General features: G+C 33.8%; 27 protein-coding genes. 17 read left to right on the top strand and 10 right to left on the bottom strand.

All coding sequences use genetic code 11. From position 1 onward, the window contains the following. Positions 1 to 281: 281 nt before the first annotated feature. Positions 282 to 1,472 carry an MFS transporter gene (locus P2Q73_RS13575; protein ID WP_275788113.1) on the bottom strand — a complete coding sequence of 397 codons (1,191 nt, stop codon included), beginning with the start codon at positions 1,470 to 1,472 and terminating at the stop codon, positions 282 to 284. Positions 1,473 to 1,909: 437 nt separating this feature from the next. Here P2Q73_RS13575 and P2Q73_RS13570 point away from each other — a divergent pair, with 437 nt between their 5' ends. The 5 genes from P2Q73_RS13570 to P2Q73_RS13550 all read left to right on the top strand — a co-directional run bounded on the left by P2Q73_RS13570 (position 1,910) and on the right by P2Q73_RS13550 (position 6,599). Then, positions 1,910 to 2,407 (top strand): LURP-one-related/scramblase family protein, encoded by a 498-nt coding sequence (locus P2Q73_RS13570; protein ID WP_275788111.1) that lies wholly within the window; start codon positions 1,910 to 1,912, stop codon positions 2,405 to 2,407. A gap of 433 nt (positions 2,408 to 2,840) precedes the next feature. Then, complete coding sequence (locus P2Q73_RS13565; RefSeq protein ID WP_275788110.1) at positions 2,841 to 3,611, top strand: isocitrate lyase/PEP mutase family protein; 771 nt, start codon at positions 2,841 to 2,843, stop codon at positions 3,609 to 3,611. 28 nt (positions 3,612 to 3,639) lie between these two features. After that, complete coding sequence (locus P2Q73_RS13560) at positions 3,640 to 4,203, top strand: bifunctional transcriptional activator/DNA repair enzyme AdaA (RefSeq protein WP_275788108.1); 564 nt, start codon at positions 3,640 to 3,642, stop codon at positions 4,201 to 4,203. 200 nt (positions 4,204 to 4,403) lie between these two features. Further along, entirely contained in the window at positions 4,404 to 4,757 is a 354-nt protein-coding gene (locus P2Q73_RS13555) for a methylated-DNA--[protein]-cysteine S-methyltransferase (protein WP_275788106.1), read from the top strand. 537 nt (positions 4,758 to 5,294) lie between these two features. Then, on the top strand, positions 5,295 to 6,599 hold the full coding sequence (locus P2Q73_RS13550) for a GHKL domain-containing protein (protein WP_275788104.1): 1,305 nt from the start codon (positions 5,295 to 5,297) through the stop codon (positions 6,597 to 6,599). Positions 6,600 to 6,732: 133 nt separating this feature from the next. Here P2Q73_RS13550 and P2Q73_RS13545 read toward each other — a convergent pair whose 3' ends face one another. Further along, positions 6,733 to 7,224 carry a hypothetical protein gene (locus tag P2Q73_RS13545; protein ID WP_275788102.1) on the bottom strand — a complete coding sequence of 164 codons (492 nt, stop codon included), beginning with the start codon at positions 7,222 to 7,224 and terminating at the stop codon, positions 6,733 to 6,735. A gap of 208 nt (positions 7,225 to 7,432) precedes the next feature. Continuing rightward, a complete protein-coding gene (locus P2Q73_RS13540; protein ID WP_275788098.1) occupies positions 7,433 to 7,801 on the bottom strand; it encodes a hypothetical protein in 369 nt (122 codons plus the stop codon). Positions 7,802 to 8,357: 556 nt separating this feature from the next. Here P2Q73_RS13540 and P2Q73_RS13535 point away from each other — a divergent pair. The 3 genes from P2Q73_RS13535 to P2Q73_RS13525 all read left to right on the top strand — a co-directional run bounded on the left by P2Q73_RS13535 (position 8,358) and on the right by P2Q73_RS13525 (position 10,893). Next, positions 8,358 to 9,206 (top strand): helix-turn-helix domain-containing protein, encoded by an 849-nt coding sequence (locus tag P2Q73_RS13535; protein WP_275788095.1) that lies wholly within the window; start codon positions 8,358 to 8,360, stop codon positions 9,204 to 9,206. Between the two features lie 365 nt (positions 9,207 to 9,571). Further along, the gene (locus P2Q73_RS13530; RefSeq protein WP_275788092.1) at positions 9,572 to 10,228 is read left to right on the top strand and encodes a hypothetical protein; all 657 of its coding nucleotides are present in this window, start codon (positions 9,572 to 9,574) and stop codon (positions 10,226 to 10,228) included. Positions 10,229 to 10,524: 296 nt separating this feature from the next. Then, positions 10,525 to 10,893 carry a hypothetical protein gene (locus tag P2Q73_RS13525; protein WP_275788088.1) on the top strand — a complete coding sequence of 123 codons (369 nt, stop codon included), beginning with the start codon at positions 10,525 to 10,527 and terminating at the stop codon, positions 10,891 to 10,893. A gap of 453 nt (positions 10,894 to 11,346) precedes the next feature. Here the strand turns inward: P2Q73_RS13525 and P2Q73_RS13520 are convergent, their stop codons facing one another. Next, the gene (locus P2Q73_RS13520; protein WP_275788086.1) at positions 11,347 to 11,841 is read right to left on the bottom strand and encodes a DUF4188 domain-containing protein; all 495 of its coding nucleotides are present in this window, start codon (positions 11,839 to 11,841) and stop codon (positions 11,347 to 11,349) included. Continuing rightward, positions 11,838 to 12,395, bottom strand: a complete 558-nt coding sequence (locus P2Q73_RS13515; protein WP_053591174.1) for a PadR family transcriptional regulator — start codon at positions 12,393 to 12,395, stop codon at positions 11,838 to 11,840. The genes P2Q73_RS13520 and P2Q73_RS13515 overlap by 4 nt, the downstream gene beginning before the upstream one ends. Before the next feature lie 302 nt (positions 12,396 to 12,697). Here P2Q73_RS13515 and P2Q73_RS13510 point away from each other — a divergent pair, with 302 nt between their 5' ends. From P2Q73_RS13510 to P2Q73_RS13495, 4 genes are all read left to right on the top strand, one after another. After that, entirely contained in the window at positions 12,698 to 13,447 is a 750-nt protein-coding gene (locus P2Q73_RS13510; RefSeq protein WP_275788081.1) for a methionine ABC transporter ATP-binding protein, read from the top strand. Further along, positions 13,440 to 14,102 (top strand): methionine ABC transporter permease, encoded by a 663-nt coding sequence (locus tag P2Q73_RS13505; RefSeq protein WP_275788078.1) that lies wholly within the window; start codon positions 13,440 to 13,442, stop codon positions 14,100 to 14,102. The genes P2Q73_RS13510 and P2Q73_RS13505 overlap by 8 nt, the downstream gene beginning before the upstream one ends. Before the next feature lie 17 nt (positions 14,103 to 14,119). Next, positions 14,120 to 14,944 (top strand): MetQ/NlpA family ABC transporter substrate-binding protein, encoded by an 825-nt coding sequence (locus tag P2Q73_RS13500; RefSeq protein ID WP_275788076.1) that lies wholly within the window; start codon positions 14,120 to 14,122, stop codon positions 14,942 to 14,944. Between the two features lie 460 nt (positions 14,945 to 15,404). Beyond that, entirely contained in the window at positions 15,405 to 16,922 is a 1,518-nt protein-coding gene (locus P2Q73_RS13495) for a malate:quinone oxidoreductase (protein WP_275788190.1), read from the top strand. Between the two features lie 147 nt (positions 16,923 to 17,069). On the opposite strand, the gene P2Q73_RS13490 is transcribed toward P2Q73_RS13495, so the two are convergent. Then, a complete protein-coding gene (locus P2Q73_RS13490) occupies positions 17,070 to 17,603 on the bottom strand; it encodes an ECF transporter S component (RefSeq protein ID WP_056831383.1) in 534 nt (177 codons plus the stop codon). Positions 17,604 to 17,846: 243 nt separating this feature from the next. On the opposite strand from P2Q73_RS13490, the gene P2Q73_RS13485 reads away from it, so the two are divergent. After that, positions 17,847 to 18,839 carry a VanW family protein gene (locus tag P2Q73_RS13485; protein WP_275788072.1) on the top strand — a complete coding sequence of 331 codons (993 nt, stop codon included), beginning with the start codon at positions 17,847 to 17,849 and terminating at the stop codon, positions 18,837 to 18,839. A 362-nt stretch (positions 18,840 to 19,201) separates the two neighbouring features. Continuing rightward, the gene (locus P2Q73_RS13480) at positions 19,202 to 19,984 is read left to right on the top strand and encodes a nucleotidyltransferase domain-containing protein (RefSeq protein ID WP_275788069.1); all 783 of its coding nucleotides are present in this window, start codon (positions 19,202 to 19,204) and stop codon (positions 19,982 to 19,984) included. Between the two features lie 74 nt (positions 19,985 to 20,058). Here the strand turns inward: P2Q73_RS13480 and P2Q73_RS13475 are convergent, their stop codons facing one another. Beyond that, complete coding sequence (locus P2Q73_RS13475; RefSeq protein WP_275788066.1) at positions 20,059 to 20,487, bottom strand: MarR family winged helix-turn-helix transcriptional regulator; 429 nt, start codon at positions 20,485 to 20,487, stop codon at positions 20,059 to 20,061. 119 nt (positions 20,488 to 20,606) lie between these two features. Here P2Q73_RS13475 and P2Q73_RS13470 point away from each other — a divergent pair, with 119 nt between their 5' ends. Beyond that, on the top strand, positions 20,607 to 21,191 hold the full coding sequence (locus P2Q73_RS13470) for an NAD(P)H-dependent oxidoreductase (RefSeq protein WP_275788063.1): 585 nt from the start codon (positions 20,607 to 20,609) through the stop codon (positions 21,189 to 21,191). Between the two features lie 100 nt (positions 21,192 to 21,291). Here P2Q73_RS13470 and P2Q73_RS13465 read toward each other — a convergent pair whose 3' ends face one another. After that, positions 21,292 to 22,707, bottom strand: coding sequence for a LysM peptidoglycan-binding domain-containing protein (locus P2Q73_RS13465; protein ID WP_275788187.1), 1,416 nt, complete (start codon positions 22,705 to 22,707; stop codon positions 21,292 to 21,294). Between the two features lie 97 nt (positions 22,708 to 22,804). Beyond that, the gene (locus P2Q73_RS13460) at positions 22,805 to 23,995 is read right to left on the bottom strand and encodes a M14 family metallopeptidase (protein WP_275788060.1); all 1,191 of its coding nucleotides are present in this window, start codon (positions 23,993 to 23,995) and stop codon (positions 22,805 to 22,807) included. 361 nt (positions 23,996 to 24,356) lie between these two features. On the opposite strand from P2Q73_RS13460, the gene P2Q73_RS13455 reads away from it, so the two are divergent. Then, positions 24,357 to 24,581, top strand: coding sequence for a transcriptional regulator SplA domain-containing protein (locus tag P2Q73_RS13455; protein WP_053591186.1), 225 nt, complete (start codon positions 24,357 to 24,359; stop codon positions 24,579 to 24,581). Positions 24,582 to 24,595: 14 nt separating this feature from the next. Further along, entirely contained in the window at positions 24,596 to 25,624 is a 1,029-nt protein-coding gene (gene splB / locus P2Q73_RS13450) for a spore photoproduct lyase (protein WP_275788056.1), read from the top strand. A 37-nt stretch (positions 25,625 to 25,661) separates the two neighbouring features. On the opposite strand, the gene pgeF is transcribed toward splB, so the two are convergent. Next, on the bottom strand, positions 25,662 to 26,417 hold the full coding sequence (gene pgeF, locus P2Q73_RS13445; RefSeq protein ID WP_275788054.1) for a peptidoglycan editing factor PgeF: 756 nt from the start codon (positions 26,415 to 26,417) through the stop codon (positions 25,662 to 25,664). Between the last annotated feature and the right edge of the window lie 46 nt (positions 26,418 to 26,463).

Below are 26,463 nucleotides of genomic sequence, written 5' to 3'. Positions count from 1 at the left end.
CCTTACCATAAGTAAATGAGGTTTTTTCAAAAAATTTGGATATATTAAAAACCGCAAGTATACATGTTACGGAGAACCGTACCATAAATAAGTGAGGTTTTTAAAACAGGCACATTCGCTTCATGGAATGTGCCTGTTTTTCTACTAAAGTATATGTTGCAACTAAGTAAGCACTTTAACTGGCAACTGTTTCTGAAAATTCATCTCCATCTGCCGAAATATATAAACCGGTAGCAATGATCGATGTAGAATAAATTTAACTTTTGTATAATTACTCATTTCTATTCTGATGTCTTTTGTTTTTGGTCTAAATGATGACTAAAGAATGTTAGCAGACTTGCACAGACTGCAACTATCCCACCGACCCAAGTTACATTCATTAAATTTCCTTGATGGTACACAATTCCGCCTAATGCAGAACCAAAAGCGATACCTACGTTGCTTGCCACTGGCATTAGTGAGGCGGCGAGGCCTGTTGCTTTTGGCTGATAAATTCCTGCGAGGTCAATTAAATATAGCTGAGTAGATGTTGTTAAGAGGATAGCCATTAACGACATTAATCCAATATTTATTAATCCTAAAACAAAATGATTTGTAGTCCAAAATAAACTTGTCAGAACAACTGCTTGGACGAGAAAAACAAACCGAAGGCGACCGATTGCATTGTTGCTAGCAATTTTACCAGCGAGGATGTTGCTGAAAATCGAAATAAACCCATAACAAAATAAGATTATACTAATTGAATTATTTGGTGCTCCCATTTCTTTCAAGATTGGTACAAGGTACGTAAAGACTGCATAAGTTGCGCCAAATCCGAGTGCAGGAATGAAAAAAGCCATCAATATACGTGGCTTGGTCAATAAAGAAAACTGATCACGTATCGAACTGCGTACTTGGCTGAGTCTATGAGGTAAGACAAAAAAGGATGCCAAAAACGCCAATCCTCCTAGGAAAGTGGTTAACATGAAAGTGGCATTCCAGCCGTACTCTTCGGCGATCACAATACCAATTGGCACTCCAATGACATTTGCAAGTGTGAAACCACCGAAAACGAATGAAATAGCAAGTCCGCGTTTTTTAATCGGCATGGTTTCACTTGCTACAATCATGGCTAGAGAGATTAAAACTCCTGTTACAATCGCTGTCATAATCCGAAGTGCAAGGAGCATTATATAGCTCGTCGAAATTACGCACAAAGCATTTAGGAAGATGAAAGATCCTATCAAAAACAACATCCATCTTCGCTTTGGAAAATGACTTGTTGCTGACATCACTAGTGGTGTAGCGATGGCAAACGTAATTGCAAACGCAGAAACGAGTGTGCCTGCTTTTACATTAGTCATATTAAGACTGGAAGAAATATCTGTTAAGATTCCGACAATAACAAATTCACTTGTCCCGAGAACAAATGTTAATAAAGAAAGTGTTAAGATAAGCAACCAATGTTGCTTGGATAATTTTGTGGAGTGCATAAATACCTCTTTCTTAGATGAATGTAAATATGTGACATAGTAAATACACAACCTTAACATCATACCAAGAATATGTTTGCCTGAAAAACCCTATCTTAGTCAAGTAGAGGATAATTGATTTCCAGAATCGACAAGGATGCAGCGTTAGCAAAAGACCATTTTAAAAAAGCGCACTTAGGAAATCCACGGGGAACCGTATCGTAAATAAAGGCGTTTTTTTTATGATGAATAGATAAGCAAAGTATGCAAAATTATTTATTTTGCATTCTTTTTCGTTAAGAAGGTATTTTGATATAATACGTTGAATACATATAATTAATATTTTTTTCTCTTTAGCAAATTTTATTAAACAAAATTCAAAAAAACATTCTTATCACTATTAATAACTATGGTGAGATCGGTGCTTTAATAATATGCTATATCGAAGGAGGCGTAGTATGAAGCAACTTTATATAAAGCAGAAGGTATTCAGTCTAAGTGGCAAATTTACGGTAAAAGATCAGCAGGAGAAGGATGTCTATTACGTGGAGGGCAGTTTTATGCAGATCCCAAAGACTTTCTCCATTATGAATACAACAAAAGATGAAGTCGCCCTTATTACGAAAAAGGTGTTCAGCTTTTTACCGAAGTTTTTTGTTGAGGTAAATGGTCGAGAGGTGTTAACGATTAAGAAGGAGTTTTCTTTCTTTAAAGCACGCTATACGATTGATGCTGCAGACATTGAGGTACACGGTAACTGGTGGGATATGAATTTTCAGGTTTTACAGCATGGTGTAGTCATAGGTAAAGTGAACAAGGAGTGGTTCACTTGGGGTGATAGCTACAAGGTTCAAATATTAAATGAGGAGATGGAGGCTATCATTATTGCGTTCGTTGTCGCAATTGATTGTGTGAAGGCTGATCAAGCAGCTGCTTCCTCAGCAGCGGCGACCTAATGTAAGGATTTACAATATAAAATGCTGGCGCGTTTACTTTAGAAATTCAAAATTATAAATAACAGTTGAAATAACATCAAATAAGTAGGGAAATCACAAATGAATTCCCTGCTTTTTTTATGGAGTTTTAATGAGAATATTTACTTGATAACTGGATTAATTTTATAAAACCGCATTTAGAATAGTTAACCCTACCATAAGTATGTGCGGTTTTTCTTAATAATAAATTTCCATTAAACCAACAGGGTACAAATAAGATAGTTACATAAATTTATTTAATTATGAGTTTATAGAGAGCATAGACTTTAGAAAAGTGAAGCAGATAGCTTCACTTTTTTTGTTTTAAAAGACAGACCATAAGAGCAAGAATGAGGACGAAATGAAGATTGATTACTTGTTAAAATGAATTCAACGAACATTAGGAGGAAATAAAATGAACAAGATTCAGGAATTCAAAGAGATGCATTTTTCAAATGATATATTATTTCTAGGCAACACTTGGGATTTACTTTCAGCCTTAACACTTGAAAAAGCAGGATTCAAAGCCATAGGTACAACCAGTTGGGGTATTGCAAACTCACTAGGATTTTCAGATGGAGAATTGATTGATTTTGATAGACATTTAGGAATCCTCAAAACCATAGTAGAGAATGTGAAAATTCCTGTTTCTGCCGATGTTGAGGCTGGGTATAGCGAAGACACTAACATGATTATTGATAATGTTTTAAGGACGGCAGATGTGGGGGTAGTGGGTATCAATATTGAAGATTCATTGAAAAAATCAATTGGCTTAAGAGAGGTTTCAGCGCACGGTCACCTTCTGGAGAAAATAAGGATAGCATTGGACCAGAATGGTTATAAAGATTTTTATATTAACGCCAGAACAGATACTTATTTTCAAATGCAAAATCCTTTAATAGAAACAATCGAACGAGGGAAGGCATATGTTGAGAGTGGCGTTAGTGGGATTTTTATTCCTGGCTTGAAAGAGCATGACGAGATCAAAGAAATCACCTTGAATGTAAATGCTCCACTAAATGTATTATCTTTACCTGGACTAACAAATTGTAATAAGCTTAAAGAATTAGGCGTGAGGAGATTTAGTTTTGGGAATGCCCTATCTGATAAAGTAAACGCTTATTTAGAAAAGAATGCGGATGAATTACTAGCGTATATGGATACTTCACATTTGTATGAGAACTAGTATAAGTGCAGAAAGGATAGTGGAATAAATGGTGATAAAAATCAACCTTTCATTTGAAGAGATGTGGGAGAAAATTATCGCTTGTGATCGTAAATATGATGGTCTATTTTTTACGGCGGTAAAAACAACGAAAATTTACTGCCGTCCTTCTTGCAGATCTAGGAAGCCCAAAAAGGTAAATGTGGAATTTTACTATGAGATCAATGCAGTTGCAGAAGCAGGTTTTCGCCCTTGCAAAAGATGTCAGCCTGAAATTGAACAATCACCACATATTGAGATTGTTAAAAATATCATTACGCTTCTAGTCAATCATTATAAGCAAAAAATAGTATTAAAAGATATAGCGGATCAAGTCGGTTTAAGCCCTTATTATCTAGAACGCTTATTTAAACAAGAAACCTCCGAAACTCCGCGTACTTATCTGGAAAAAATACGCATCGATAAAGCAGCCTATCTTCTTAAAAGTACAAAAATGTCGAACCTTGAGATTTGCTATGAGGTCGGCTTCCAAAGCCCTTCCAATTTTTATAAAGTGTTCCGAAGTTTGAACAACTGTTCACCTAGCGAATATAGAAAGGTGATTCCAAAATGAATTGGACTGATCACGAATCTTATATAAAAATTGTTCCTCCAAATGAATTTATTTTTGATGAGTGTTTAATTTTTTTGGGAGATCTAATCAGGAAGTGCTTCATCAAATAAAAGACGGAGCTGTATATAAACTAATAAAAATTAAAGACGCTAGGGAAGGATGGCAGGCATATGCTACCTTTTATCTTTGGAGGTCATTATATGACGAAAAAATATAGATTACACTATGAATCACCGATTGGAAAAATAGAAATAATTGGTACTCGTGAAGTTATCAATTCTATACTGTTTTCCGAAGAGGATAAAAAAGAGAATTCATTACAAGCTGAAACCCCTCCGCTTTTAACAGAATGCTACAACCAACTTGACGAATATTTTAGGGGAATTCGCCAAGAATTTACATTCCCATATCAATTTGAAGGGACTGACTTTCAAAAAACAGTATGGAACGGTTTAACAAAAATATCTTACGCTAATACGGTATCTTATAAGGATATAGCTATTTCTATCGGAAATGAAAAGGCCATCATAAATAAGGAAGAATATTGGCTGTGACTATCCAAAATCATTTATGAGCATTAGACTAACTCTTTACTATTTTTTACTTTTCATACGCTCAGGTGAGAGTAGCTTCAGACAACTCTTCAGTATGAAAAAATAACTCGAAAAGTAAGTCTGGAATTAGATAGGAACGCTCATTAAATTGAATAACCAAAGAATCTCATTTTTTTTAGTCACGTAGAACCGCACCATAGTCATAGATAAGTTTTCATTAATAAAGCCGAGTTCTTAAAAGGAACGCGGCTTTATAACTTTTCTATGGAAATAAGGTGCTGAAATGGATTGGACATCAATTCATGTATGATATAGACGTCCAACATGAGAAACTACATTTAATACAATTTAATTTAAATAAAGAAATCTATTTATTAATAGGAAAACTCTCTTCTTATTAATTTTTTATGTTAAGGTAATAAATAACAAAAGATTAATTTTTGAAATTTACTAAGTTAGATAGATTTTGATTTTATTTCATGATAATCTACGTGATTATATATAGATCAATAAAAAAATGAGGAAGTACCAGTTTGCATGAAAAATCGTAAAATAAAACTAATTTTAATATTATCAACGGTCTTATTATTATTGTTTACAAGCTTAAATGTCTTTACCTCTTATGTGAAGATGAAAAGGACAGTTGAAGAATCAATTGGAAGCCAAAGTCTGGAAGCAGCAAAGTCTATTGCGTCAACGTTAGATATAGAAACATATGAGCAATTTTTGAAGGACCCCGTAAGAAACGAATATTATTGGGAATTGAGAAGCTACTTAAATGATGCAAGAGAAAAACTGGGTGCTTTATATGTGTATACATTGAAAATTGATAATCCAAAGGTATCGAAAGCAATGATAGCTGGAGTACCTCAGGAATTAGAAGAGGGCTTTATAATTGGAGAAGCTTGCACAGTACCCGAAAAGCAGGTAAAAAGAGCCTATGAAGGAAAGACATATGTAACCGGTGTAATTGAGGACCCCATTTATGGTTCTTATCTTTCTGTTGGAGTACCGATAAAGGATGAAGCAGGAAAGGTGATAGGCTACTTAGGTATCGATCTAAGTGCCGATACAATCAATGACATAAAAAGAGAAGTATTGGAAAATAATCTCTTTCTATTCATTTTTAATGGTGTATTTATTTTGATTGTAGTAGGATCTTTTTTATTTTTACAAAGATGGTATCAAAAAGAAGTGACGAAGGAGATAGGGGATACAGAAGATACATACCAAGCAGAAATTAAAACATTAATCACCTCTGTATCGTCTTTAAAACACGATTTCACCAATCATATTCAAGTATTACACGGACTTCTTCAATTAGGTCAATACGGCCAAGCGCAACAATATCTATTATCACTTTCTAAAGAAGTTCAAGCTATCGAATCTCTAAAATATAATATTGATCACCCTGGTTTATCTATATTATTGCAAACAAAGAAACTGGCTGCACAAAATTATAATATTGATATGGATTTTACGATTTCGGATGATGCATTCAATAAAATTAAAACAACAGATTTAATCAAAATATTATCGAATTTAATAGATAATGCTATGGAGGCAACGATAGAATTACCTGAGAGTGAACGTAAAATTACGATTTTCGGTGAAGCAGATGAGACGCATTATGTATTTATGATTACAAATACAGGAACAAAGATTATCGAAAATGAACATATTTTTAAACGGGGGTATTCAACAAAAAAAGGAGAGAAGGGAAAAGTCAGAGGGCAAGGTTTATTTATAGTGAAAGAAATAGTGAAAAAATATAATGGAAAAATCTCAATTGATTCAGATGATTTAGAGACTATTGCGATTGTGAAAATTCCTCTAAGATAATTTCTGAGAATTATTTTTAGTTGAATTCTTCTATAATATAAAGCTCTTGAATGTACAAGGCAGTGCACTAACATTTGTGTGCACTGCCTTGTTTATGCGTTTAAGGATACTAACGATGTTCTTTAAATAACAACTAACACCAAACGATTATTTTATAAGGGGTAGTTTGTGCGGGAATACTCCTTGTGGTAGGACCATAGATAACTATTAAATTTCGGTTTGCAGGGCTTCTTGTAAAAGCTTGCCCATTTGTTAATAATATTTGAGTATATGGTGAAATATTTAATTTTAATTGCCCATCACTACTCTCGAATTGCTCATTAAAGTAATCTACTTTTACATTTTGATTAGGATTATCTTTTACTACAATAAGGGCCCGATATTGCGGTGGGTAAATAAGAGGAACAGGGGCATTTCCATCATAGTATCCAGTTACGGTATCTCCTACAGCTACCATTACTTGGTCGACAAAATAAGTAGTCGGTGACACCACGAAATTTACTAAAGACCCATTTCCGTTATCTACTGCCATTAATGTATAACAACCTTCCCCTTCTCCATTAAGCCCTATCATAAAATCACTAATCATGGTAACGGTACCACGAAAAGCTTGAAAATTTACCATACACAAACCTCCATCACTTTTATACGTATACCTATATATGCTATGCATACCTAATACTTTGTGCTATTCGTAAAAAATATAGATAGGAAAAAGTGAAAGAGGGAGAATTGTTGATTTGTTCTTACTGATAAATTGGCAGAAGATCATGGATTCATAAGGTAGACTTTTCATTCGTTTAAAAATTAATTGTTACTTATATTTTAGTTCGCTACCCATTACCTTTTACTTTTTTCTTTTGTTGAAATATCTCAAAAATACTTATTGCTATTAAAATCCAGAGAATTGGATTATTTAAATTAAGTCCTATTTGCGAAGTTCCACCTAAAATAGTAAATAATATAATCAAACCAAACAAATAGATCAATAAAAAGGTTTGGTAATATAGTGTTACCTTATCATCTTCTTTATTTTTGTTACTTGTAAAGATGCTAACTATTACTATTACAAGTAGTAAAACTATCAGCAAAAATTTTGGTATGTTCACTATATCACTAAATGTCGAAAAAAAGTCATAAACTAATAATACAGTCAAAGTAAAAAGCCAAAGTAGTATTAAATATAAGTTTAATTTCCTCATTTTCTTCCCCCTTATCTTAGGTTTATATACGTAACACCATATGAATGGTTTCAATGTATTTTCCAAGTTGTATGGATATTATCCCTTCTTCAACTAACCTGACCAGTTAGTAAAAGAATTGAAAAGTTTTTTATTACTACGTATATCAATTAAAGTAAAGCTAAAATATAAAAGTCCTTTTGTGCCGACATTATGTTATCTCCATTAAACTAAACAGATTTAATATTGTACATCTTTGTTTTAAATCCAAGAGATTATCAAAAAAAGTTTTGAAATAATTGGAAAAAATAATTAAAACAAAAAAGGCATAAGGAAATGATTTATTCCATGCCTTTTTTAAATATCTGCTCATTTCAACTTTGAATTACTATAGACATAGATTCAAAGATTAAATATGAGGCTTCAGTTCCGATAATATAAATTACACATAAGTATAAGCATATTCTCTTTTTCATATATTTACCTCCCATGGTATATAAACTCAATTATTAATTATATAATATAAATATAATGTGTTAGTTTTTTTTGTAATATATGAGAAAAAGGATGGGGTATAATGAACTTTGGGAGTACATTTAGAAAATTAAGGCTACACAAAGGGTATAACTTAGAATTTGTATCAAAAGGGATAATCTCAGTCTCATTTTTATCAAAGTTTGAACGAAATGAATCAGAAATTTCTTTACCAAAAATATTAGAATTGCTTAATAGAATTAATGTAAATTTTAATGAATTCTTATTTATCCATAATGGATTTAAAAAAAATGAAGTAGCAATCCTTATGGAACATTTAAATACAGCTTATCTGCAAGGGAATATTAAACTATTAAACCAACTAAGTGAGAATGAAGATTTAAAGTTTGAGAAAACAGGATTATTAACGTATAAGTTAAACAGTATAATGATTCAGTCAATTTGTTTTGATCTAAATCAAAATAAATTAAAAAAAAGAGATGTCGATGTATTAGTAGATTATTTATGGGGAGTAGAAATTTGGGGGGAATATGAAATAATATTATATGGAAATACGTTACATACCCTTGATATAGATAGTGTTATTTTACTTTCTTCTGAACTGGTAAACAAAAGTATCTACTTTAAAAAAATTACAAGTTATAGAAGAGATATGTACGGAATTTACTTAAACACAATTAGAGTATGTTTAGAAAATAATAAGTATAAAGAGGCAGAATTGTACATTAATGTATTAAAAAATTCGGAAATAAAAGAAAATTTTATTTTAGAAAAAATAATGTTGAATTTTTATGAGGGAATACTAAAGATGAAAACAGATTATGAAACAGGTTTAATAATAGCTCAAAAGAATATACATATTCTGGAAGAAGTAGATGCTAAAAATTTCGCTGTAAATTTTAAAGAATATTTAAAAAGTTACCTTAGATAATAAAATTCTCTCCATTTAGATAGGGCTAAACTACCTTGCGTTGAAGTTAGGTACCATAGTATTAGCATGAAACTGTTTTTTGATGGAGTAAGAGTTAGATATCCAATGAAAGTTGTAATTTTGTGTTTACATTTAGTATGTCTGGCTGACCAATGTTATCTTACTATGGTTTTCTATATTATTTATCCTTCTCTCTTTCATGCACTAACTTGTGTTAGTCCAGTATTGAAAACAATAGCCCTTTATTTCCATTTTATGAGAAAAGAACAAATTTCCACTATATTAAAATAAAAAAACACAGAACAAATGTTGTAATAAAGTTATTAGTGCAAGCCGAGTTTAATAAATGCTGAGGAGGAATTGAAATGAAAATGAAAAAAGGTTTAACCGTACTATTATCGTCTGCTCTAATTTTGTCCGTCCCTTTAACTAGTGCAAGTGCAGTGGGACAACAACCAATTCAACAAGATTTTATTAGTAGTTACCTGCAAACAACCGAAGTATTTGAAGAAGAAACAATCTATACATATTTACATAATGGTATAGAAATTTCGAGTAACGTTCAATTAACAGATAGTCAAGTAACTCAAAAACTGGACCAAGTGAAAGAGCTATCATCTAAGAAATCAAAAAATCTTTCTAAAAGCAATGATTTAACTGAAATTACTCCATATGTACAATTACCAGTTGACATGTATCCTGGAACAATTACTGCGGGACCTTACTATGACAGTTATGACAATGCAATATATCGTGAAGCTGCAGACCTATTAGTTGCATGGGTTACAACAAAGGTTCCTGCATTTCTTAGTAAATCTACATTTACGAATTATGTTACAAGTAAGTTTTTAGGATGGTCTAGCGCAATTAAGGATACTTACGTAGGTTCTTGGCAATCAAAGTCTTGGAATCCTAGTCTAGGTTTATATGAATATCATAATACAATAGTACATTATGAAGACTCTCAGTTTAGGACTCCTAGAACAGTAACATACTATGTGGTTTATAGAGCAAATAGTTAATTTTAAGAAGTATAAATTTTACTCGGATATATGCATATAGGTGCAAACGCAATTAGATGCATATTTAATGAAATAATAATGTTAGAAAAAATTAGATACCACCAACAGGAAATGCTGTAGGTGGTTTTTTATTCTACCGTTTTACTTTCTTCTTTTTTGGGCAATTGCTATATTCCATAGACTAACTTATTAAGTTATTTAAGGTAGTATGGTTATAATTAGTTTAAATTTATATGGAAAATAAATTGAAACTATTTTTTGTGTAATACGTATAAATAAGCATAGGGGGGAATAAGTTGAAAAAATTAAATTTATTACTTATGCTAATTTTTCTTCTTTCTGTAACAGTATTATTGACTTATGATTTTTTTCCAATGTACACTAACTTAGTCGATATTCCAAAAAGATTATTGATTAGTTTAATAATAGTAATAGTGATAATTAGTATCTTTACAAGAAACAAAAATCAAAAAAAAGATTCTAAAACTATATTACGTTTCCAAACATTATTATTTATTTATTTGGTTGGTTTAATTGTATTATTTACTATTTTAGGTGGAACTTCGCAAATAGGACTTAATTTACAAAATCCAGTTCTTTGGGTTGTCATTGTCATTAGTATTTTGGGAATTTTGAAACAAAGACAAAAAGTGAGGCGCAGCTAATTATAATTAAAGCACAAGTATCCTTACTATTATTCTTCGACTAAAGGGACCTTAATTGATTGAGGAACAAAAAAGTAGAAAAAATGGAGTATTTTATTTCCACTTATATTGCTGAAGTATTTCGAGATGTTTATATGCTGACTAAAATGAACTGACCCCATAGATTGAGAAACACCTTGAGTTGAAAAACGGGTAATTAATACCTAAAACCAACTTGGAGGTGTTTTTCTATGGATCCAAAAGCTAGTTATCCAGCAAAAATAAATTAAGAGCAGTGGAAATACGAATAGCAGAGTACCAGTGAATGAAGTGATGAAACAACTAAATATACGAAATAGTACACAACTCAAAATTTGGATGCGATGTTATCAGAGTGGTGAAAGATTAAAAGATCGATAGTTATTACTTTATCTTATTTTATTTCTAAATTGCTCTTGTAATCTTTTAATTAATTCAAGAAGTTACCCTACTTTCGGGATTTTTCAAACGTTTCCGAGCGGAGTTGCTATCTACATTAATTTGGATATGCTCCATGGCCTTTGCTAAACCGTATATAGGCATATTTCCATAAACGGATTCATAATTTCCTGGTTTTACTTCGTAGGTTTCGTGATAGATTCCAACAGCATCATTATTTCCGATTTTTTTATTAAAGTTTTTCCAAGCAGTCAAATGCTTTTCATTTTTAGCATATTTCAATAAGTCCTCTGTTGAACGCCAATATTGAATCATAACAGTCGTTTTTAGTCCAAAATAGCTTTCCATAGATAAAAAACCTAAGTCTTCTTTGTGTGTATAGAGCTCTCTAATCATCCCAGGCATTGCATTAAATACAGGTAGCCATTTGTTCAGAGCAAATGGTTTGTTAATCCTCATTCCTATTAGAAAAACGACAACCGGATCACTGTTTTCGGTTGTATAACGCCCTGTATAAATCTGTTTCTTCATTTCAATTCCCCCTTGTTTTCTAATTGTTTGAGAGTATCGATACACCATTCAATTGCAGCTTTTGTTATTCGTTTACCATAATCCAATGTAAATAACCAATACTTTAAATCATCTCCAGTATTATGAGTGGAAATAACTTGTTCAATGTTTTCATATGTTTGGTAACGTATTTCTAATTTCTCCTTATAGTCGTTAAGAAGTAATATTGAATGCTCTATACTTTGATTTCTTCCAAAGAATAATTTAAGTAAAACTTCATTTCTCTCTATTGGTATTTGTTCAATTGGTTGTTCCAGCCAAACTTTTAACGTTTCAATACCTTTAGAAGTGAGGGAGTATTCTTTGCGGTCCGGCTTCCCATCTTGAGCAGAAATATCGACCGTTGCCAAACCTTCGTCAACAATTAACTTTAAGGTAGGATAAATCTGACCGTAACTAATTTTCCAAAAATGATTTAAGCTTTGATCTATTAGTTGTTTAATTGCATATCCAGACCTACATTCTGTTGTTAAAATTCCAAGAATCGCATATGTTGTGTGATTATATTTTTTCATCCATTCCATCCTATCTAAATGATATGTATCTTTTAGATATATAATACTTTATTTTAAATAATAAAGTAAAGTTCTAATTATCAGAAAAAACAGTGAGGAATTTGAGACGAAAGAAATTTCGATGAATAATGATTTGTAGTAATAAGGTTGGTACATGGTTACAAAATTTTCACTCAGAAGCTATCGTATACTTGGTTTCAGCCTTTGCTTACGAAAGTATGTGCCAAATGACAGTCCAAACATTTTAAGCTATAATTGAAAACGTTGTGACCACCCTTCACCTACTAGAAAGGGGTTTTTTTATGATTAAATTACATAACGTCGGTAAAAGCTTTTCACGGTTTCAGGCTATTAAATCTGTGTCCTTAACGATAGATAAAGGGGAGATTCATGGAATTATTGGAGCTAGTGGAGCTGGTAAATCCACCTTGATGCGGCTAATGAATTTGTTGGAACTCCCAGATGAAGGTGAAGTAGAAGTGAATGGTCAAAAGTTAACAAATTTGAGCAGCAAAGAACTTCGACAAGCACGAAAATCAATCGGGATGATCTTTCAACATTTTAATCTAGTGGCGAATAAAACGGTTTACGAGAATGTAGCTGTACCTCTAGAGTTGGCAAGCTTTCCAAGAAACGAACGCAAAAGTCGAGTAGTGGAGTGTCTACGATTTGTTGGTCTGGAGAATTTGATAGACAAATATCCTGCACAATTAAGTGGTGGACAAAAGCAGCGCGTTGCCATTGCAAGAGCATTAGCGAATAAACCCCAAGTTTTGTTGTGTGATGAACCGACTTCTTCGCTTGATCCAAATACAACTGCTGAAATATTAGAGGTATTAGAAAATATAAATAAAAACCTCGGAGTTACAATTGTCATTGTCAGTCATGAGATGGAAGTGATTAAAAGTATATGTAATCGCGTAACTGTAATGGCTGCAGGGGAAATATACGACACAGTAATAATCGAACCAAAAAGGATTCAACTTATAGACAATAGTCCAAGATACTTTGTAGAACAATTAACAAAGGATGGTGAGATGGACAATGCCTGATATATTAGTTCAATATGAAGCTGAAATATGGGTGTCTATTGGAGAAACCTTTGTAATGGTTGGTATGTCTCTTTTAGCTGCAGTTTTATTTGGCCTCCCAGTTGGGACGTTACTTTACCTTTGCAAGAAGGGACAAGTTCTTGAGAATCGGTTTGTTTTTTCGACTTTAAATTTATTAGTAAACATTACTCGTTCTTTTCCTTTTTTGTTGTTAGTAGTTTTTTTAATCCCATTTACAAGACTAATTATTGGGACAGCAATTGGCACAGCGGCCGCAACAGTTCCGTTGTCAATAATAGCTATCGCACATTATTCACGGTTAGTAGAGCAATCTTTGTTGGACGTACCAAGAGGCGTAATGGAAGCAGCTATTTCAATGGGTGCTTCTGTTAAGGAAATTATATTTAAATTTCTTTATGTGGAAGCTCGTTCGGGACTTGTTCTCGGTTTAACAACATCGATTATTAGTTTTATTTCATATTCGACAATTATGGGGGTTGTCGGAGGTGGTGGTATAGGAGATTTTGCTATTCGGTACGGATATCAACAATTCAAAACAGAGTTAATGATTTATATGATTATCATTATGGTCATACTGGTACAGCTCATCCAATTTATCGGAACAACTGTATCAAGAATGATTGATAAAAGATAAATACCAGGAGGAAGAAAATGAAGAAAATAATTTTTCTAATTACAATGCTAATGTTAATTTTAGCTGGTTGTGGGCAAGAGAATGAGGCGAAAGATAAAGAAAATGTAGACAAGGTTCAAGAAGAAGTAACATTGAAAGTAGCTTCGTTAATTCCACCTATGACGGAAATCCTCGAACTTGTTAAACCAAAACTAGCGGAGGAATCCATTAATCTTGAAATTGTAGTACTAAGTGATAATGTTCAACCTAACAGTGCTTTAGCGGCAGGTGAAGTGGATGTGAACTTCTTCCAACACGTTCCTTATATGGAGGAATTCAATCGAAACAATGATGCAGAACTAGTTCCAGTTGTACCTATATACTTTGCGAATTATGGCGTATATTCTAAAGAATATAAAACAATCGACGAACTTCCGGAAGATTCCGTCATTGCCATTGCAAATGACGTTTCGAATATAGATCGTTCTTTGGCTTTGTTAGCTCAACATGGTGTAATCACTTTGCAAGATAAAACAGGACCATACTACACGAAAGCTGATATTGTGGACAACCCTAAAAACATAAAGTTTGAGGAAGTCGATTTGTTAATGTTAGCGAGAATGTACGATGACGCAGATGCAGTAATCATGACACCTGCTTATGCTGCACCACTTAATTTGACACCAAAAAGTGATGCACTACTAACGGAAGGTGTAGAAAATGACTTTGCGATTACTCTAGTAGCACGCAAAGATAATGCTGATTCAGAGGCGATCAAAAAGTTAGCAGAAGCAATGACGAGTGAAGAAGTACGCGAATTTTTAAAAGAAAACTATGATGAAACTGCAATTCCAGCATTCTAATACAGTTATAAAGAAAGGGTCTATTCAAGTTGTTTATGCAACTGAGAGTGGACTTTTTTTTATAAAACTGTAAGCGAGACCGATAAGAACAATATTAGTTTGAAAGAACTTGGAATATGTTTCAAAAACCTGTAAATATTTTATGAGCCGCAAGTACTAAAATGTTCTCAATGCTTTCTGTTTAAGCATTAACTGACAAAATGTACACCTATTTTACGACATAATGTTATATAATGAATACGTAGTATTTTAAAGTTCATTCAATAACTAATAAAATACTATCAGAGGTTTAACTAGCTTTTAATTAATTTTATATTATATAGTGGTAAATATTTTAATTTTCGTCGAACGATTAAATAGAATACGTTAAGTTTAAAATGGATACAGAAATGGTGTGTTCCGAAGTCTCGCATTTGCTTGTTGTAGGGAACGCTTACATTCTTTCTGCAAATCTAATAGTATAAGGATGGTAAAAATGACTAACAAACAAACTAATACAGACGTTATTTTAATTGGTGCCGGAATCATGAGTGCAACTTTGGGATCAATACTGAAGGAGTTAGCACCAGAATGGAAAATTAAAGTGTTTGAGAAACTTGCAAACGCTGGAGAAGAAAGTTCTAACGAATGGAATAATGCGGGAACTGGGCATTCTGCACTGTGCGAGCTTAACTATACAGCCGAAAGAGCGGACGGATCTGTAGATATTAGCAAAGCTATTACTATTAATGAACAGTTTCAGCTTTCAAGACAGTTCTGGTCTTTTCTTGTAAAAAGCAAATTAATCAGTAATCCGCAGGACTTTATCATGCCAATACCTCATATGAGTTTAGTAGAAGGGGAGAAAAATGTATCGTTTTTGAAAAAACGTTTTGAAGCGCTAACAAACAATCCCCTGTTTCAAGGAATGGAATTTTCCGATAACCCAGAGAAGCTGAAAGAATGGATTCCCCTTATTATGGAAGGTCGTACATCAAATGAGCAGATTGCGGCAACAAAAATCGACTCAGGAACGGATGTTAATTTTGGCGCACTAACACATATGTTGTTTGACCATTTAACAAACCATAACGTAGAGTTAAACTACAAACATACAGTCAAGGATATTAAACGCACTAGTGACGGCTTGTGGGAAGTAAAAGTGCATGATTTAGATAGCAATAAGATTGAATATCATACGGCGAAATTCGTATTTATCGGTGGTGGAGGCGGAAGCCTGCCTTTACTACAAAAAACTGGTATTCCAGAATCAAAACATATTGGTGGATTCCCAGTAAGCGGACTATTCTTAGTATGTAACAATCCAGAAGTTGTGGCACAACATCATGCAAAAGTATACGGAAAAGCTAAAGTTGGTGCTCCGCCAATGTCTGTTCCGCATCTTGATACAAGATATATCGACAACAAAAAATCATTGCTGTTTGGACCGTTTGCGGGCTTCTCACCAAAGTTCTTAAAAACAGGGTCAAATTTTGATTTAATCGGTTCTGTAAAACCAAATAATGTCTTTACTATGTTGGCAGCAGGTGCAAAAGAGATGTCGTTGACGAAATACCTAATTCAGCAAGTTATGTTATCAAATGAACAGCGCATGGAAGAATTACGAGAGTTTATTCCGAACGCAAAGAGCGAAGATTGGGATGTAGTAGTAGCGGGTCAACGTGTGCAAGTGATCAAAGATACGGAGGCTGGTGGTAAAGGAACACTTCAATTTGGTACGGAAGTTGTTACTGCTGCTGATGGCTCGGTAGCTGCGTTGCTAGGTGCTTCTCCGGGTGCGTCTACTGCTGTACACGTAATGCTTGAAATCATTAATAAATGCTTCCCACAACACATCAAAGAATGGGAACAAAAAATAAAAGAAATGATTCCTTCATACGGTATGTCACTAGCGGAAAACCCAGAGCTTCTTCAAGAAATTCATACTTCAACAGCTGAGACGCTTCGTCTTAGTGACACGGAGCTAGTCAATAGTTAATTCTAGGATGTAATAACAAAGGTATCGAATGAAAATAGATTAATAAAAAAAAGAGGGAGAATGCTTGTTTTACGAAGCATCCTCCCTTTTTCATGCATATAAAATGATGTTAAAAAAACTACATAGTTGTTGTAATCTTTTTAATACCTATTTAAAAAGTGGAATTCTTTTCAATACAACACAAACTGGAATGGCGATGATAATCCCCACTACATTTTGAACGATGTTTCCAGGAATTGAAGCCACTGGTATAACCCAACTACCATAAAGAACGGCTTCACAGATGTAATAAACACCTAGCATAACTGGAATTGAAACGATAGTAGCTAGTAGATTGAAAGCAATACTGTTTCCATCGCGACCGAACGACCACGCTATTTTTCCAACTATATAACCTTGCAAGCCACGTGCTACAATCGTGAATGGTGCCCACAACGTCCAACCAGATACCCAGTCAAATAACCCCATGCCAATAGCTCCGGCAAGTGCTGCTTTTTTAGGGCCAAATAAGATAGATGCTATAAAGAGCATAGCTGTTCCAAGATGCACTAGCCCGCCATTTGCCGCGATCGGTAGTTTAATATTTAACAAGAGGGTTGCAACGAAAACGAGTGCTATTAACATGGATGTTACGATTAAATCGAAAGTGCGTGCGTTTGAATAACTTGTTGTTTTTTGCATAGTAATAAACCTTCCTTATCTTTTCTTTATAGGTATCAGGAAAAAGTTACGCAAGGTTTCCTTTTTCCTTTATTTCCTTACTGATAAAAATCAGTTTTTAATTTACTGATAACATTAGCAAAGGATTGATATTTTTAAAAGTATCAATTTAGTGAAAAACATAGGGGTCAGATTATACACATTATCGTTCCTATTTGAATAAGATGTCTAAGGGAAATACCTTATAGCTAGGAGTACGATAATGTGAATAGATGGATTGCGTTGCTTATAATTTTATGTTCAATAGGACTGGCAGGTTGTCTAGATAAATCAGTAAACGAAGAAGTAGAAACAAATAACCTTGAACAGAAACAACAACTGGAAGAAGAACAAAAAGAGCCTAACAATAATAACGAAGTAGAGGAACAGGAAACAAAGCCATTAGTTGTAAATATCATGGATCCGAATACTTCAAGAATAATTAGAACTGTTTCACCGAAAGATTTAGGTTATGAAGATGATCTTGAAACTTATAAAAAGGAAATTGAAAAATTAGCTTATGAGTTGGCAAGAGGTACAGAAACGGAAGCTGGTTATGACAAGAGAATGGTTCTTGATAAAATTGATGAAAACGGTCAGGTCATTAAAGGAAGCCCAAGAATTATTTTAAAAGAAGATGAATTGGTAGATAGGATTATAGAAGCATCTAGTACAGGCGAGGATGTCGATATCCCCTTGTATGTGACAGAAAGTAGTTATGATGTGAAAGATATTCCTCATTTAGAGGATGTATTAATTGCTTCTTATACAACTTATTTTGATGCCTCGGATGTAAACAGGAACAAAAATATTGAAATTTCAGCAAGAGCCATTAATGATGTGATTGTTGGAAGTGGAGATTATTTCTCGTTTAATGAGTTGACAGGACCGAGAGACAAAGCAAATGGATACCAACCAGCACCTGAAATTATTAATAAGAAACTTGTAATGGGAATAGGGGGAGGAGTTTGCCAGACGTCCTCCACTCTTTTTAATGTAGTTGATCAATTGTCGGTAACATATGTGGAAAGAAACCATCATTCTTTAGATGTGGGATACGTCCCAAAAGGAAGAGATGCAACTGTTTCATATGGTACATTAGATTTCAGATTTCAAAATACAAGTGGAGCACCTTTTTTAATAAAAGCAATCTTTGGAAGTGACTTCCTTACAATAGAAGTGAGAACTTCTGAGGAATATAGAGAAATGCTAGAATAAGTCTATAAAGAAAAAGATAAAAGCACATCAACTTTATAAAGTTGATGTGCTTTTATTGGTCTGCTGATTTATAAGGTATTAGTAAGTTTATTGATAAATCCTAGGAGGGTATTTTGTATTTATTAGAGCAGAAAAATGGATCCTAAAAATATTATATTAAGTCAATTAAGTGCCTGTTATAATCAAAATAATAGTTTGTATCGCTAAACAGTTCAATAAATGGACTTTCTGCTGAACATACATCATGGAAAAGAAATGAAACGGTAAATTCCATTTGGGAAATCGTCACTCATTTAGCAACGGTACTTGGTTCAACACAAGGGTTCATTAACCTTAATACTAAATATGAGAGTGGAGAATAAATGGATAAAATAATTCAAAATAAATTAAGAGAAATCGAAGAGAAGTTTCAAGTAAAGGTTCTATATGCTGTCGAATCCGGTAGCAGAGCTTGGGGCTTTCCTTCCAAAGATAGTGATTATGATGTTCGTTTTATTTATATTCATCAACCACAGTGGTATTTGTCTATCGATCCACAAGGAATTGGTGCTAAGAGAGACGTAATAGAGGTCCCAATTAACGATTTACTAGATATAAGTGGTTGGGAAATAACAAAAGCATTGCGTCTTTTTAGAAAAAGTAACCCCCCATTATTGGAATGGATGAGAAGTAATATAATTTATTATCAAAAGTACTCCTTTATTGATAAGTTGCGAAAGTTAGAATCTGAAGTGTTCTATCCGAATGCTAGTTTGCATCACTACTTAAACATGGCAAAAAATAATTATCGAGATTACTTACAAGGAACAGAAGTAAAGATTAAAAAATATTTTTATGTACTTCGACCTGTATTAGCTTGTAAGTGGATTGAAGAATACAAAAATGTTCCCCCAATTGATTTTCATGAATTATTGCAAAGTATGATTCCAGCTGGTGAATTAAAAAATGAAATTGAACATCTTTTACAAAGAAAGATAATAGGTGATGAATTAGATATAGAACCACAAATCAAAGTAATTAACGAATTTTTAGACAGCGAAATGATACGTCTTGAAGCATACATTAAAACTATTAAAGTTGAAGTGGAGGACCCTACATTAAAATTAGATAATTTGTTTAGAGATACATTGAAAGAAGTTTGGTGATAAAAAAACGTGTAGAATTTAGTTTACGTGCCAGGTACATAAGAATATGTCCTGGCACTATTTTTATATAAATATTAATAAAAAACTTTTTTGTGAAGAATGTCTAAGGCTTTTTCAATTTCCTCTAAATCTTCCTTAGAAGCATCTTTAATTCTTTTTAAAAAATCAGACTCTATCAATTGAAACGCTGAATTCATCATGGTTTCGCCCTCTTTAGAGAGTCGGATATACTGTTTTCTTCGATCCTCTATATCCCCAAATTTATTTATTAAATTTTTTTCACTCAATTTTTTGAGCTCTCGACTTGTATTGGGCATTGACATATACTGACAATCACTAATTTCGCTTGGGGTAACAGGCTGACTGACATATACATATTCGAGAATATTATATTGCACGGGTGTGATTGTATCTAACTTTGCATTTTTTGTTAACTCGTGTGTAACGCGATGAACTGAAGTTGTAAACGCCACAAATTTATGAAAAAGATTATTTTTGTTCATATTTATCACCTCTAATTAAAAAGATAGCAAAAATGTTATCATAATACAATTATCATTTGACAACTAAATTAATTGAGTTTATTATTTACTTATCAAATGATAAGTAAGAGGTGAGCTTAATGAAAATGTTAATTATTTACACACATCCAAATCATCGAAGTTTAAGCTATTCATTTTTGCAAAAAGTATTAAAAGGAAGTAGTGAAAGTCCTGTTATAAGTGAAATACAAATATTAGATTTATATGAGGAAGGATTTAATCCAATCCTCGAATTCAATGAGTCAAAACGAAGACGCGATATGCATAGCGATCCAAACTTTGAAAAATATAGGAAACAATTGCTGTGGGCGGATAAGATTGTTTTTATCTATCCAATTTGGTGGGGAAGGCCACCAGCAATGCTTATGGGATATATAGATCAATTATTTGCTTCGAATTTTGCTTATAAGGAGAATGGAGGGCTTTTACCAGAAGGGCTATTGAAAGGAAAGTCTGTAGTTTGTATTTCCACTATGAAAGGTCCTACGAATTATCCGTTATTTCTCTTAAACAATAGTCATAAGATTTTGATGAAAAGAGCATTATTTAATTTTGTAGGAATCAAAAAAGTGAAATTTTTCGAATTTGGTAATATGGAAAGTCCAAAGGGCAATCATGCGAAAAAATTAGAGAAAATTTATTCGTATTTCAGAAAAATAAATTAGGATTACTTAAACTATTTAAGCAAAAAAATAGATGCTCCTTTTTAATTCGGCATCTATTTTCACTATATTATTTTTCGAATTATATCGCTAATGGACGTTTTTAGGATAATCCCTTTTTAATCGTAAAATTATCATATAATAATGTCCAGTTTTGTGGATATGGATAACCTAAAGCCCAGTAACTGATACCGCGAAGATTATGTTGTTTGGCCAAGTCAAACTTGGCTTGAGCGCTTCGTGCATCTTCAAACCATACTTCATGACGACGGCCTTGCTCATCTACATAGCGGAAAAACGGAGACTGTGCGGTTGTATCATATTGAATGACTGTGCCATATTTTATAGCTCTTCTTATAGCCTCTTGAGGACTAAATGTTTCTGCTTCTTGACCTTGAACGTGGGGGAGAAGCCAATCCCGAGCATAAATTTGAAAGCCTAAAAATATTTTTTCAGCAGGCATGACAGATAGGGCATATTCTACAACTCTTCTCATTTGGTTAATAGGAGAGATGGCTTGTGGAGGTCCTAATCGATATCCCCATTCATATGTCATCAAGACCACAAAATCTGCAATCCTCCCATGTGCCTCATAATCGTGTGCTTCGTATAATAAACCACCTTGTGTTGCACTAGTTTTTGGTGCAAGAGCGGTGGATACTAAATAGCCTTTCGGATGGAGACGATCAACAGCCAATTGTAGGAAAGTGTTATAATTCTCACGATCTTCAGGTAATACATTTTCAAAATCGATATTCAATACTTTATAGCCCTTAGCATCCATCACTTGTAGTACGTTGGTAATTAGCTTTTCTCGTAAATCCGCACTAGACAAAATGACATGTGATAAATTGGAACCAGCCTCTGTTGAGGAGAAATTCGTAATCGACATCATGGGAACTATATTTTTAGAAATTGCTGCATCGACCATAGCCTGATCATTCATCATTTGTAATGTTCCATCTTCCTTAATCATATAAGCAAAGGGACTAAAATAAGTGAGGAGAGGACCAACTTCATTCAGTGAATTGATAGCATCTTCGTTTGATTGGTACGAATAGGCATTTACTTCTATAGTCGGCTTTGGTCTGGGAATAACTAAGCGCATTCCGGCATATATCAAATTCGGGTTTTCTATTGTGTTTTCAATAATAATAGCTTGAATTGTAGTACCGTAACGGTTCGCAATTGGCCCTAACGTCTCTCCCGGCTGCACTATGTGTATAATAGGTGGAATAATTAGCTTTCCACCTGGATATAGAGCGTTTGGATTTGTTAGATTGTTTGCTTGAATAATCGATTGAATAGTAACTCCATATTGTTGTGCGATAGACCATAATGTTTCCCCATATTTAATGATATGAGTTGTACCAGAAACAGGAATAACTAACGACTGTCCAATGATTAATTGATTTGGATTTGGTAAACCATTTACACGAACAATCGAATTCATATTTACAGCATAACGATTTGCAATTTGCCAAAGCGTTTCGCCTGCGATTACCACATGAATAATTATAAAGACTCCCCCTAAACGATTTCATTAATGCATCATATGTAATGATTAATAAAAAGTGTATTTTTACAAAGCCGTTTAATGAAACTAGAGTGTGTAATTATAAATATAAAGCTGACAGAAAAATCCCCAATGACTCTTCATAGATTTCGTCAAACTGAGTAAGGGGTAGCGGATTTGTTCCTGTTCCAAGCTCAATAGTAAAACCAGGTCTTCGCCAATCCTGAATAAACCAGTCTTTATAACCTGCATAGCTTTCAATTGTTTGTATAGGCTCATAACCACTGACTCTACTAAATTCCATAGCAAGAACTTCCGTTTCAGGAGGCTCGAGGTCTTCAAATCCCCAATAAATAACTTCCCCTTGTGTATGGAAAGCAAGTACTCTTGCAAAATCCCTTCTTCTTGTTAGGTCTGCCATTGCAATAGCCTCTGGTTCGGACAATGGACTTTCCCCACCATAATCGCGTGGTCCCGGAGTTTTTGGATTGCGTGCTCTTTCCAAATCCCACTTAGCAGGAAATTGATCGTTCAGATCTACTCCACGTATATTTGCTTTCCATCCAGAAAAGTCCGAACTGCCATTATTCCATTCAATCACTCTACTACTCCATGGCTCATTTGCAGGAGGTCCATTTATGACCAAGTTTACACCATCCGGGTTCACCATCGGCACGATGGAAAATGTGGTTTGTGTATATAAAGGGGATGTTTCAATACCTCGAATCGTCTTTTGGTTTGTTAAGGATAGCAAATAATCATTTAAAAATGTCATAGTGATGGGAGTAGTAATCCATTCATTAGCATGAAATGAACCGTTGAAGTGAACTCTTTTATCCCCATTTCCTATTAGAACCTCCGGTATTTCCCGATCTAATACAGTCTTTCCAATAGAAGAAACTTGCAGGAATGGGTATACAGTCTGTAATCGTCTTATATCGTTTCTCATTGTATCGTAGTCATAATTTTGCTTACCGTTTACAAGTCTCCAAGTAACTCTAAGAGGAACGCTTATGGTCTGCCCGATTTGGAGACGATTTGTACTAAGTCCAGGATTAACAAGCAGAATTGCATCGAGTGGAAGGTTTCGGTTTTGGGCAATGGACCAGATGGAGTCTCCAGGCCTGATTTGATAGTTGGTAACAACGTATCCCGGAATTTGTATAAGTTGACCTATCGAAAGTATTTGGGGGTTAATGTTTCTATTAGAATCGTTAATAAGCTGTAGGGGAATCTTAAATAATTGGCTAAAATACCAAATTGAATCCCCGCCTCTAACATATACGTCCATTTCGTATCTTCCCTTCATTAAAATTTCACATTATATAAGAATATGAAATGGAAGAGCGTATTATGATTTTAATTCTTTACGGGAATTAGAAAGAAAGGAAGTAAAAAAAGCAATAATGACTGTGAATGAGTCAAGATTGCTTTTATAGATAAATTTAGAACATGTCGTTAAGCTCGGTATCTGAATAGACGGATATTAAAACGACGGCTTTGCTGCTACCAATATTTTTTACAATATGCGGCACGCCGAATGAGGATGGCATTTTTTTTCGACGAGCTTAATGTTTTTTTATTAACAATTAGTAAATAATCTCCTCTTCTTTAGCCAAGCTATTAAAAAGATACGAGGAAGGTGATGACATATGCATTACGATTATAATGCTGGTGATATTGTCTATATATTTTACCGAAATCCACATATACAGGACGTAGCGAATATACAAGAAGCGGCTGTTGTAAACAACCCGGAAAACCCGGAAGAATTAGCGCTTTTTCTTTATGAAACATATTACCCTTTAACTACTGAAATGGCCATTTATGCAAATGAAACAGATGCTGAACAAGCGTATCGTCAGTATTTTCATTAAAAGGGAGATAACAAATGAGAAAACCATTTACACCACAGCTAGTATATTTTGAACCGAATGCATTGGAATATCCACTTGGCCAAGAACTAAAAGAAAAATTTGAAAAGCTGGGGACAGAAATTCGTTATACGACTTCCCATAACCAGGTACGAAATTTACCTGGGGACAATGATTTTCAAAGATACCGTATTGCAAAGTCGACCCTAGTCGTTGGTATTCGAAAAACACTTAAGTTTGATACGTCCAAGCCTTCTGCTGAATATGCTATACCTTTTGCTACAGGGTGCATGGGGCATTGCCATTATTGTTATTTGCAAACTACTATGGGAAGTAAGCCATATATTCGTACATATGTGAATGTGGATGAGATTCTAGAAGCAGCGGATCGTTATATAGATGAGCGTGCGCCTGAAATCACAAGATTTGAAGCATCCTGTACCTCCGATATTGTAGGAATCGATCACTTAACACACTCTTTGAAAAGAGCCATTGAACATTTTGGTCAATCAGAATTAGGTAGATTGAGATTTGTGACTAAATTTCACCATGTCGATCATTTGCTAGATGCCAAGCATAATGGAAAAACAAGGTTTCGATTTAGTGTAAATGCCGATTATGTCATTAAAAACTTTGAACCAGGTACGTCACCTTTAGAGAAACGTATAGAAGCCGCTGGAAAAGTAGAGAGAGCAGGTTATCCTTTGGGCTTTATCGTAGCTCCTATTTACCTTCATGAAGGGTGGGAGGAAGGCTACTATCATATGTTTGAACGCCTAAATGCAGAATTACCTATGGATGCACGAGATGATATAACGTTTGAATTCATTCAACACCGATTTACAATGCCAGCTAAAAAAGTAATTGAAAAAAACTATCCAATGACTAAACTGGAATTGGATGAAACTTCGAGAAGATACAAGTGGGGGAAATACGGAATAGGCAAATACATCTATCAAAAAGAGGAAGAAGAAGATATAAAAGAACATCTATATGGCTATATGGAGAAATTTTTCCCAAATGCTAAATTTGAATATTTTACGTAAATAATTAAAATAAGCACATCACTACGAAGTGAAGTGCTTATTTTTTTCTCATTATAAAGCTCAAATGTCTGCCACTTTTTTTGTCTTGTCGATAGGAGAATCCTTCTGGGCTTACAAATGTACAGGTAGGATCAATAGTAATGTTCTCAGATGGAATACCCGCGAGCTCACACTGCTTTTTCACCGTTAGCTGGTTGTCGATATGATACTTGTTCGTTTGATTATTGTAATAGATAAAATCATCCGCGTAGCCAAGGTCTTTAAATTTTACATATACATCTTTATCGACTTCAAATTTATCCTGGCTCAATGCTGCACCAATTTGGACTTGGAAATCACTCATTGTACAATGTTCCGCTTGTTTTAAATGCTTAAAAAGTTTCAAAGTAATTTCTTTGACTGTACCTTGCCAACCGGAATGGACAACTCCAACAAGTTCATTTACTTCATTATAAAAAATCACTGGCACACAATCGGCCGTAAAGCTACATAGTAACAAATTTGGCTCGTAAGTATATAATGCATCTGTATCTGCAATGGCAGTATCTGATTGATAAGAACCAAGTCCTTTATCATCAAGTGTAACCCGATGGAAATTTGAGCTATGTGTTTGATTGGCACACACAAAATCATCCAACTCACAATGTAAGGAAGCGGCTAATAGCTTACGATTTTCCAATATATTATTAGGATTTTCACATACATGAAGTGCCATGTTGTTGTTTTCAAGTTTGTTTTCATCCTTAAGGGTTATTCCCGCAACAAATTTTGAATTGTTTAAATATGTTTTCATATAATCACCTTGTTTTAATATATATTAGTGAACTGTTGATGTATAG

The sequence above is a fragment of the Bacillus sp. Cr_A10 genome (genome assembly GCF_029222665.1).
Lineage (GTDB): Bacteria > Bacillota > Bacilli > Bacillales_A > Planococcaceae > Psychrobacillus.
The sequence above is the reverse complement of the archived record's forward strand: the minus strand, read 5'-3'. Positions and strand labels throughout refer to the sequence as shown.

Bases quoted from the DNA above. Each gene is read 5' to 3' on its own strand.
- P2Q73_RS13575 (WP_275788113.1), bottom strand. From the start codon at position 1,472: ATGCACTCCACAAAATTATCCAAGCAACATTGGTTGCTTATCTTAACA.
- P2Q73_RS13570 (WP_275788111.1), top strand. From the start codon at position 1,910: ATGAAGCAACTTTATATAAAGCAGAAGGTATTCAGTCTAAGTGGCAAA.
- P2Q73_RS13565 (WP_275788110.1), top strand. From the start codon at position 2,841: ATGAACAAGATTCAGGAATTCAAAGAGATGCATTTTTCAAATGATATA.
- P2Q73_RS13560 (WP_275788108.1), top strand. From the start codon at position 3,640: ATGGTGATAAAAATCAACCTTTCATTTGAAGAGATGTGGGAGAAAATT.
- P2Q73_RS13555 (WP_275788106.1), top strand. From the start codon at position 4,404: ATGACGAAAAAATATAGATTACACTATGAATCACCGATTGGAAAAATA.
- P2Q73_RS13550 (WP_275788104.1), top strand. From the start codon at position 5,295: ATGAAAAATCGTAAAATAAAACTAATTTTAATATTATCAACGGTCTTA.
- P2Q73_RS13545 (WP_275788102.1), bottom strand. From the start codon at position 7,224: ATGGTAAATTTTCAAGCTTTTCGTGGTACCGTTACCATGATTAGTGAT.
- P2Q73_RS13540 (WP_275788098.1), bottom strand. From the start codon at position 7,801: ATGAGGAAATTAAACTTATATTTAATACTACTTTGGCTTTTTACTTTG.
- P2Q73_RS13535 (WP_275788095.1), top strand. From the start codon at position 8,358: ATGAACTTTGGGAGTACATTTAGAAAATTAAGGCTACACAAAGGGTAT.
- P2Q73_RS13530 (WP_275788092.1), top strand. From the start codon at position 9,572: ATGAAAATGAAAAAAGGTTTAACCGTACTATTATCGTCTGCTCTAATT.
- P2Q73_RS13520 (WP_275788086.1), bottom strand. From the start codon at position 11,841: ATGAAGAAACAGATTTATACAGGGCGTTATACAACCGAAAACAGTGAT.
- P2Q73_RS13515 (WP_053591174.1), bottom strand. From the start codon at position 12,395: ATGAAAAAATATAATCACACAACATATGCGATTCTTGGAATTTTAACA.
- P2Q73_RS13510 (WP_275788081.1), top strand. From the start codon at position 12,698: ATGATTAAATTACATAACGTCGGTAAAAGCTTTTCACGGTTTCAGGCT.
- P2Q73_RS13505 (WP_275788078.1), top strand. From the start codon at position 13,440: ATGCCTGATATATTAGTTCAATATGAAGCTGAAATATGGGTGTCTATT.
- P2Q73_RS13500 (WP_275788076.1), top strand. From the start codon at position 14,120: ATGAAGAAAATAATTTTTCTAATTACAATGCTAATGTTAATTTTAGCT.
- P2Q73_RS13490 (WP_056831383.1), bottom strand. From the start codon at position 17,603: ATGCAAAAAACAACAAGTTATTCAAACGCACGCACTTTCGATTTAATC.
- P2Q73_RS13480 (WP_275788069.1), top strand. From the start codon at position 19,202: ATGGATAAAATAATTCAAAATAAATTAAGAGAAATCGAAGAGAAGTTT.
- P2Q73_RS13475 (WP_275788066.1), bottom strand. From the start codon at position 20,487: ATGAACAAAAATAATCTTTTTCATAAATTTGTGGCGTTTACAACTTCA.
- P2Q73_RS13470 (WP_275788063.1), top strand. From the start codon at position 20,607: ATGAAAATGTTAATTATTTACACACATCCAAATCATCGAAGTTTAAGC.
- P2Q73_RS13460 (WP_275788060.1), bottom strand. From the start codon at position 23,995: ATGGACGTATATGTTAGAGGCGGGGATTCAATTTGGTATTTTAGCCAA.
- P2Q73_RS13455 (WP_053591186.1), top strand. From the start codon at position 24,357: ATGCATTACGATTATAATGCTGGTGATATTGTCTATATATTTTACCGA.
- splB (WP_275788056.1), top strand. From the start codon at position 24,596: ATGAGAAAACCATTTACACCACAGCTAGTATATTTTGAACCGAATGCA.
- pgeF (WP_275788054.1), bottom strand. From the start codon at position 26,417: ATGAAAACATATTTAAACAATTCAAAATTTGTTGCGGGAATAACCCTT.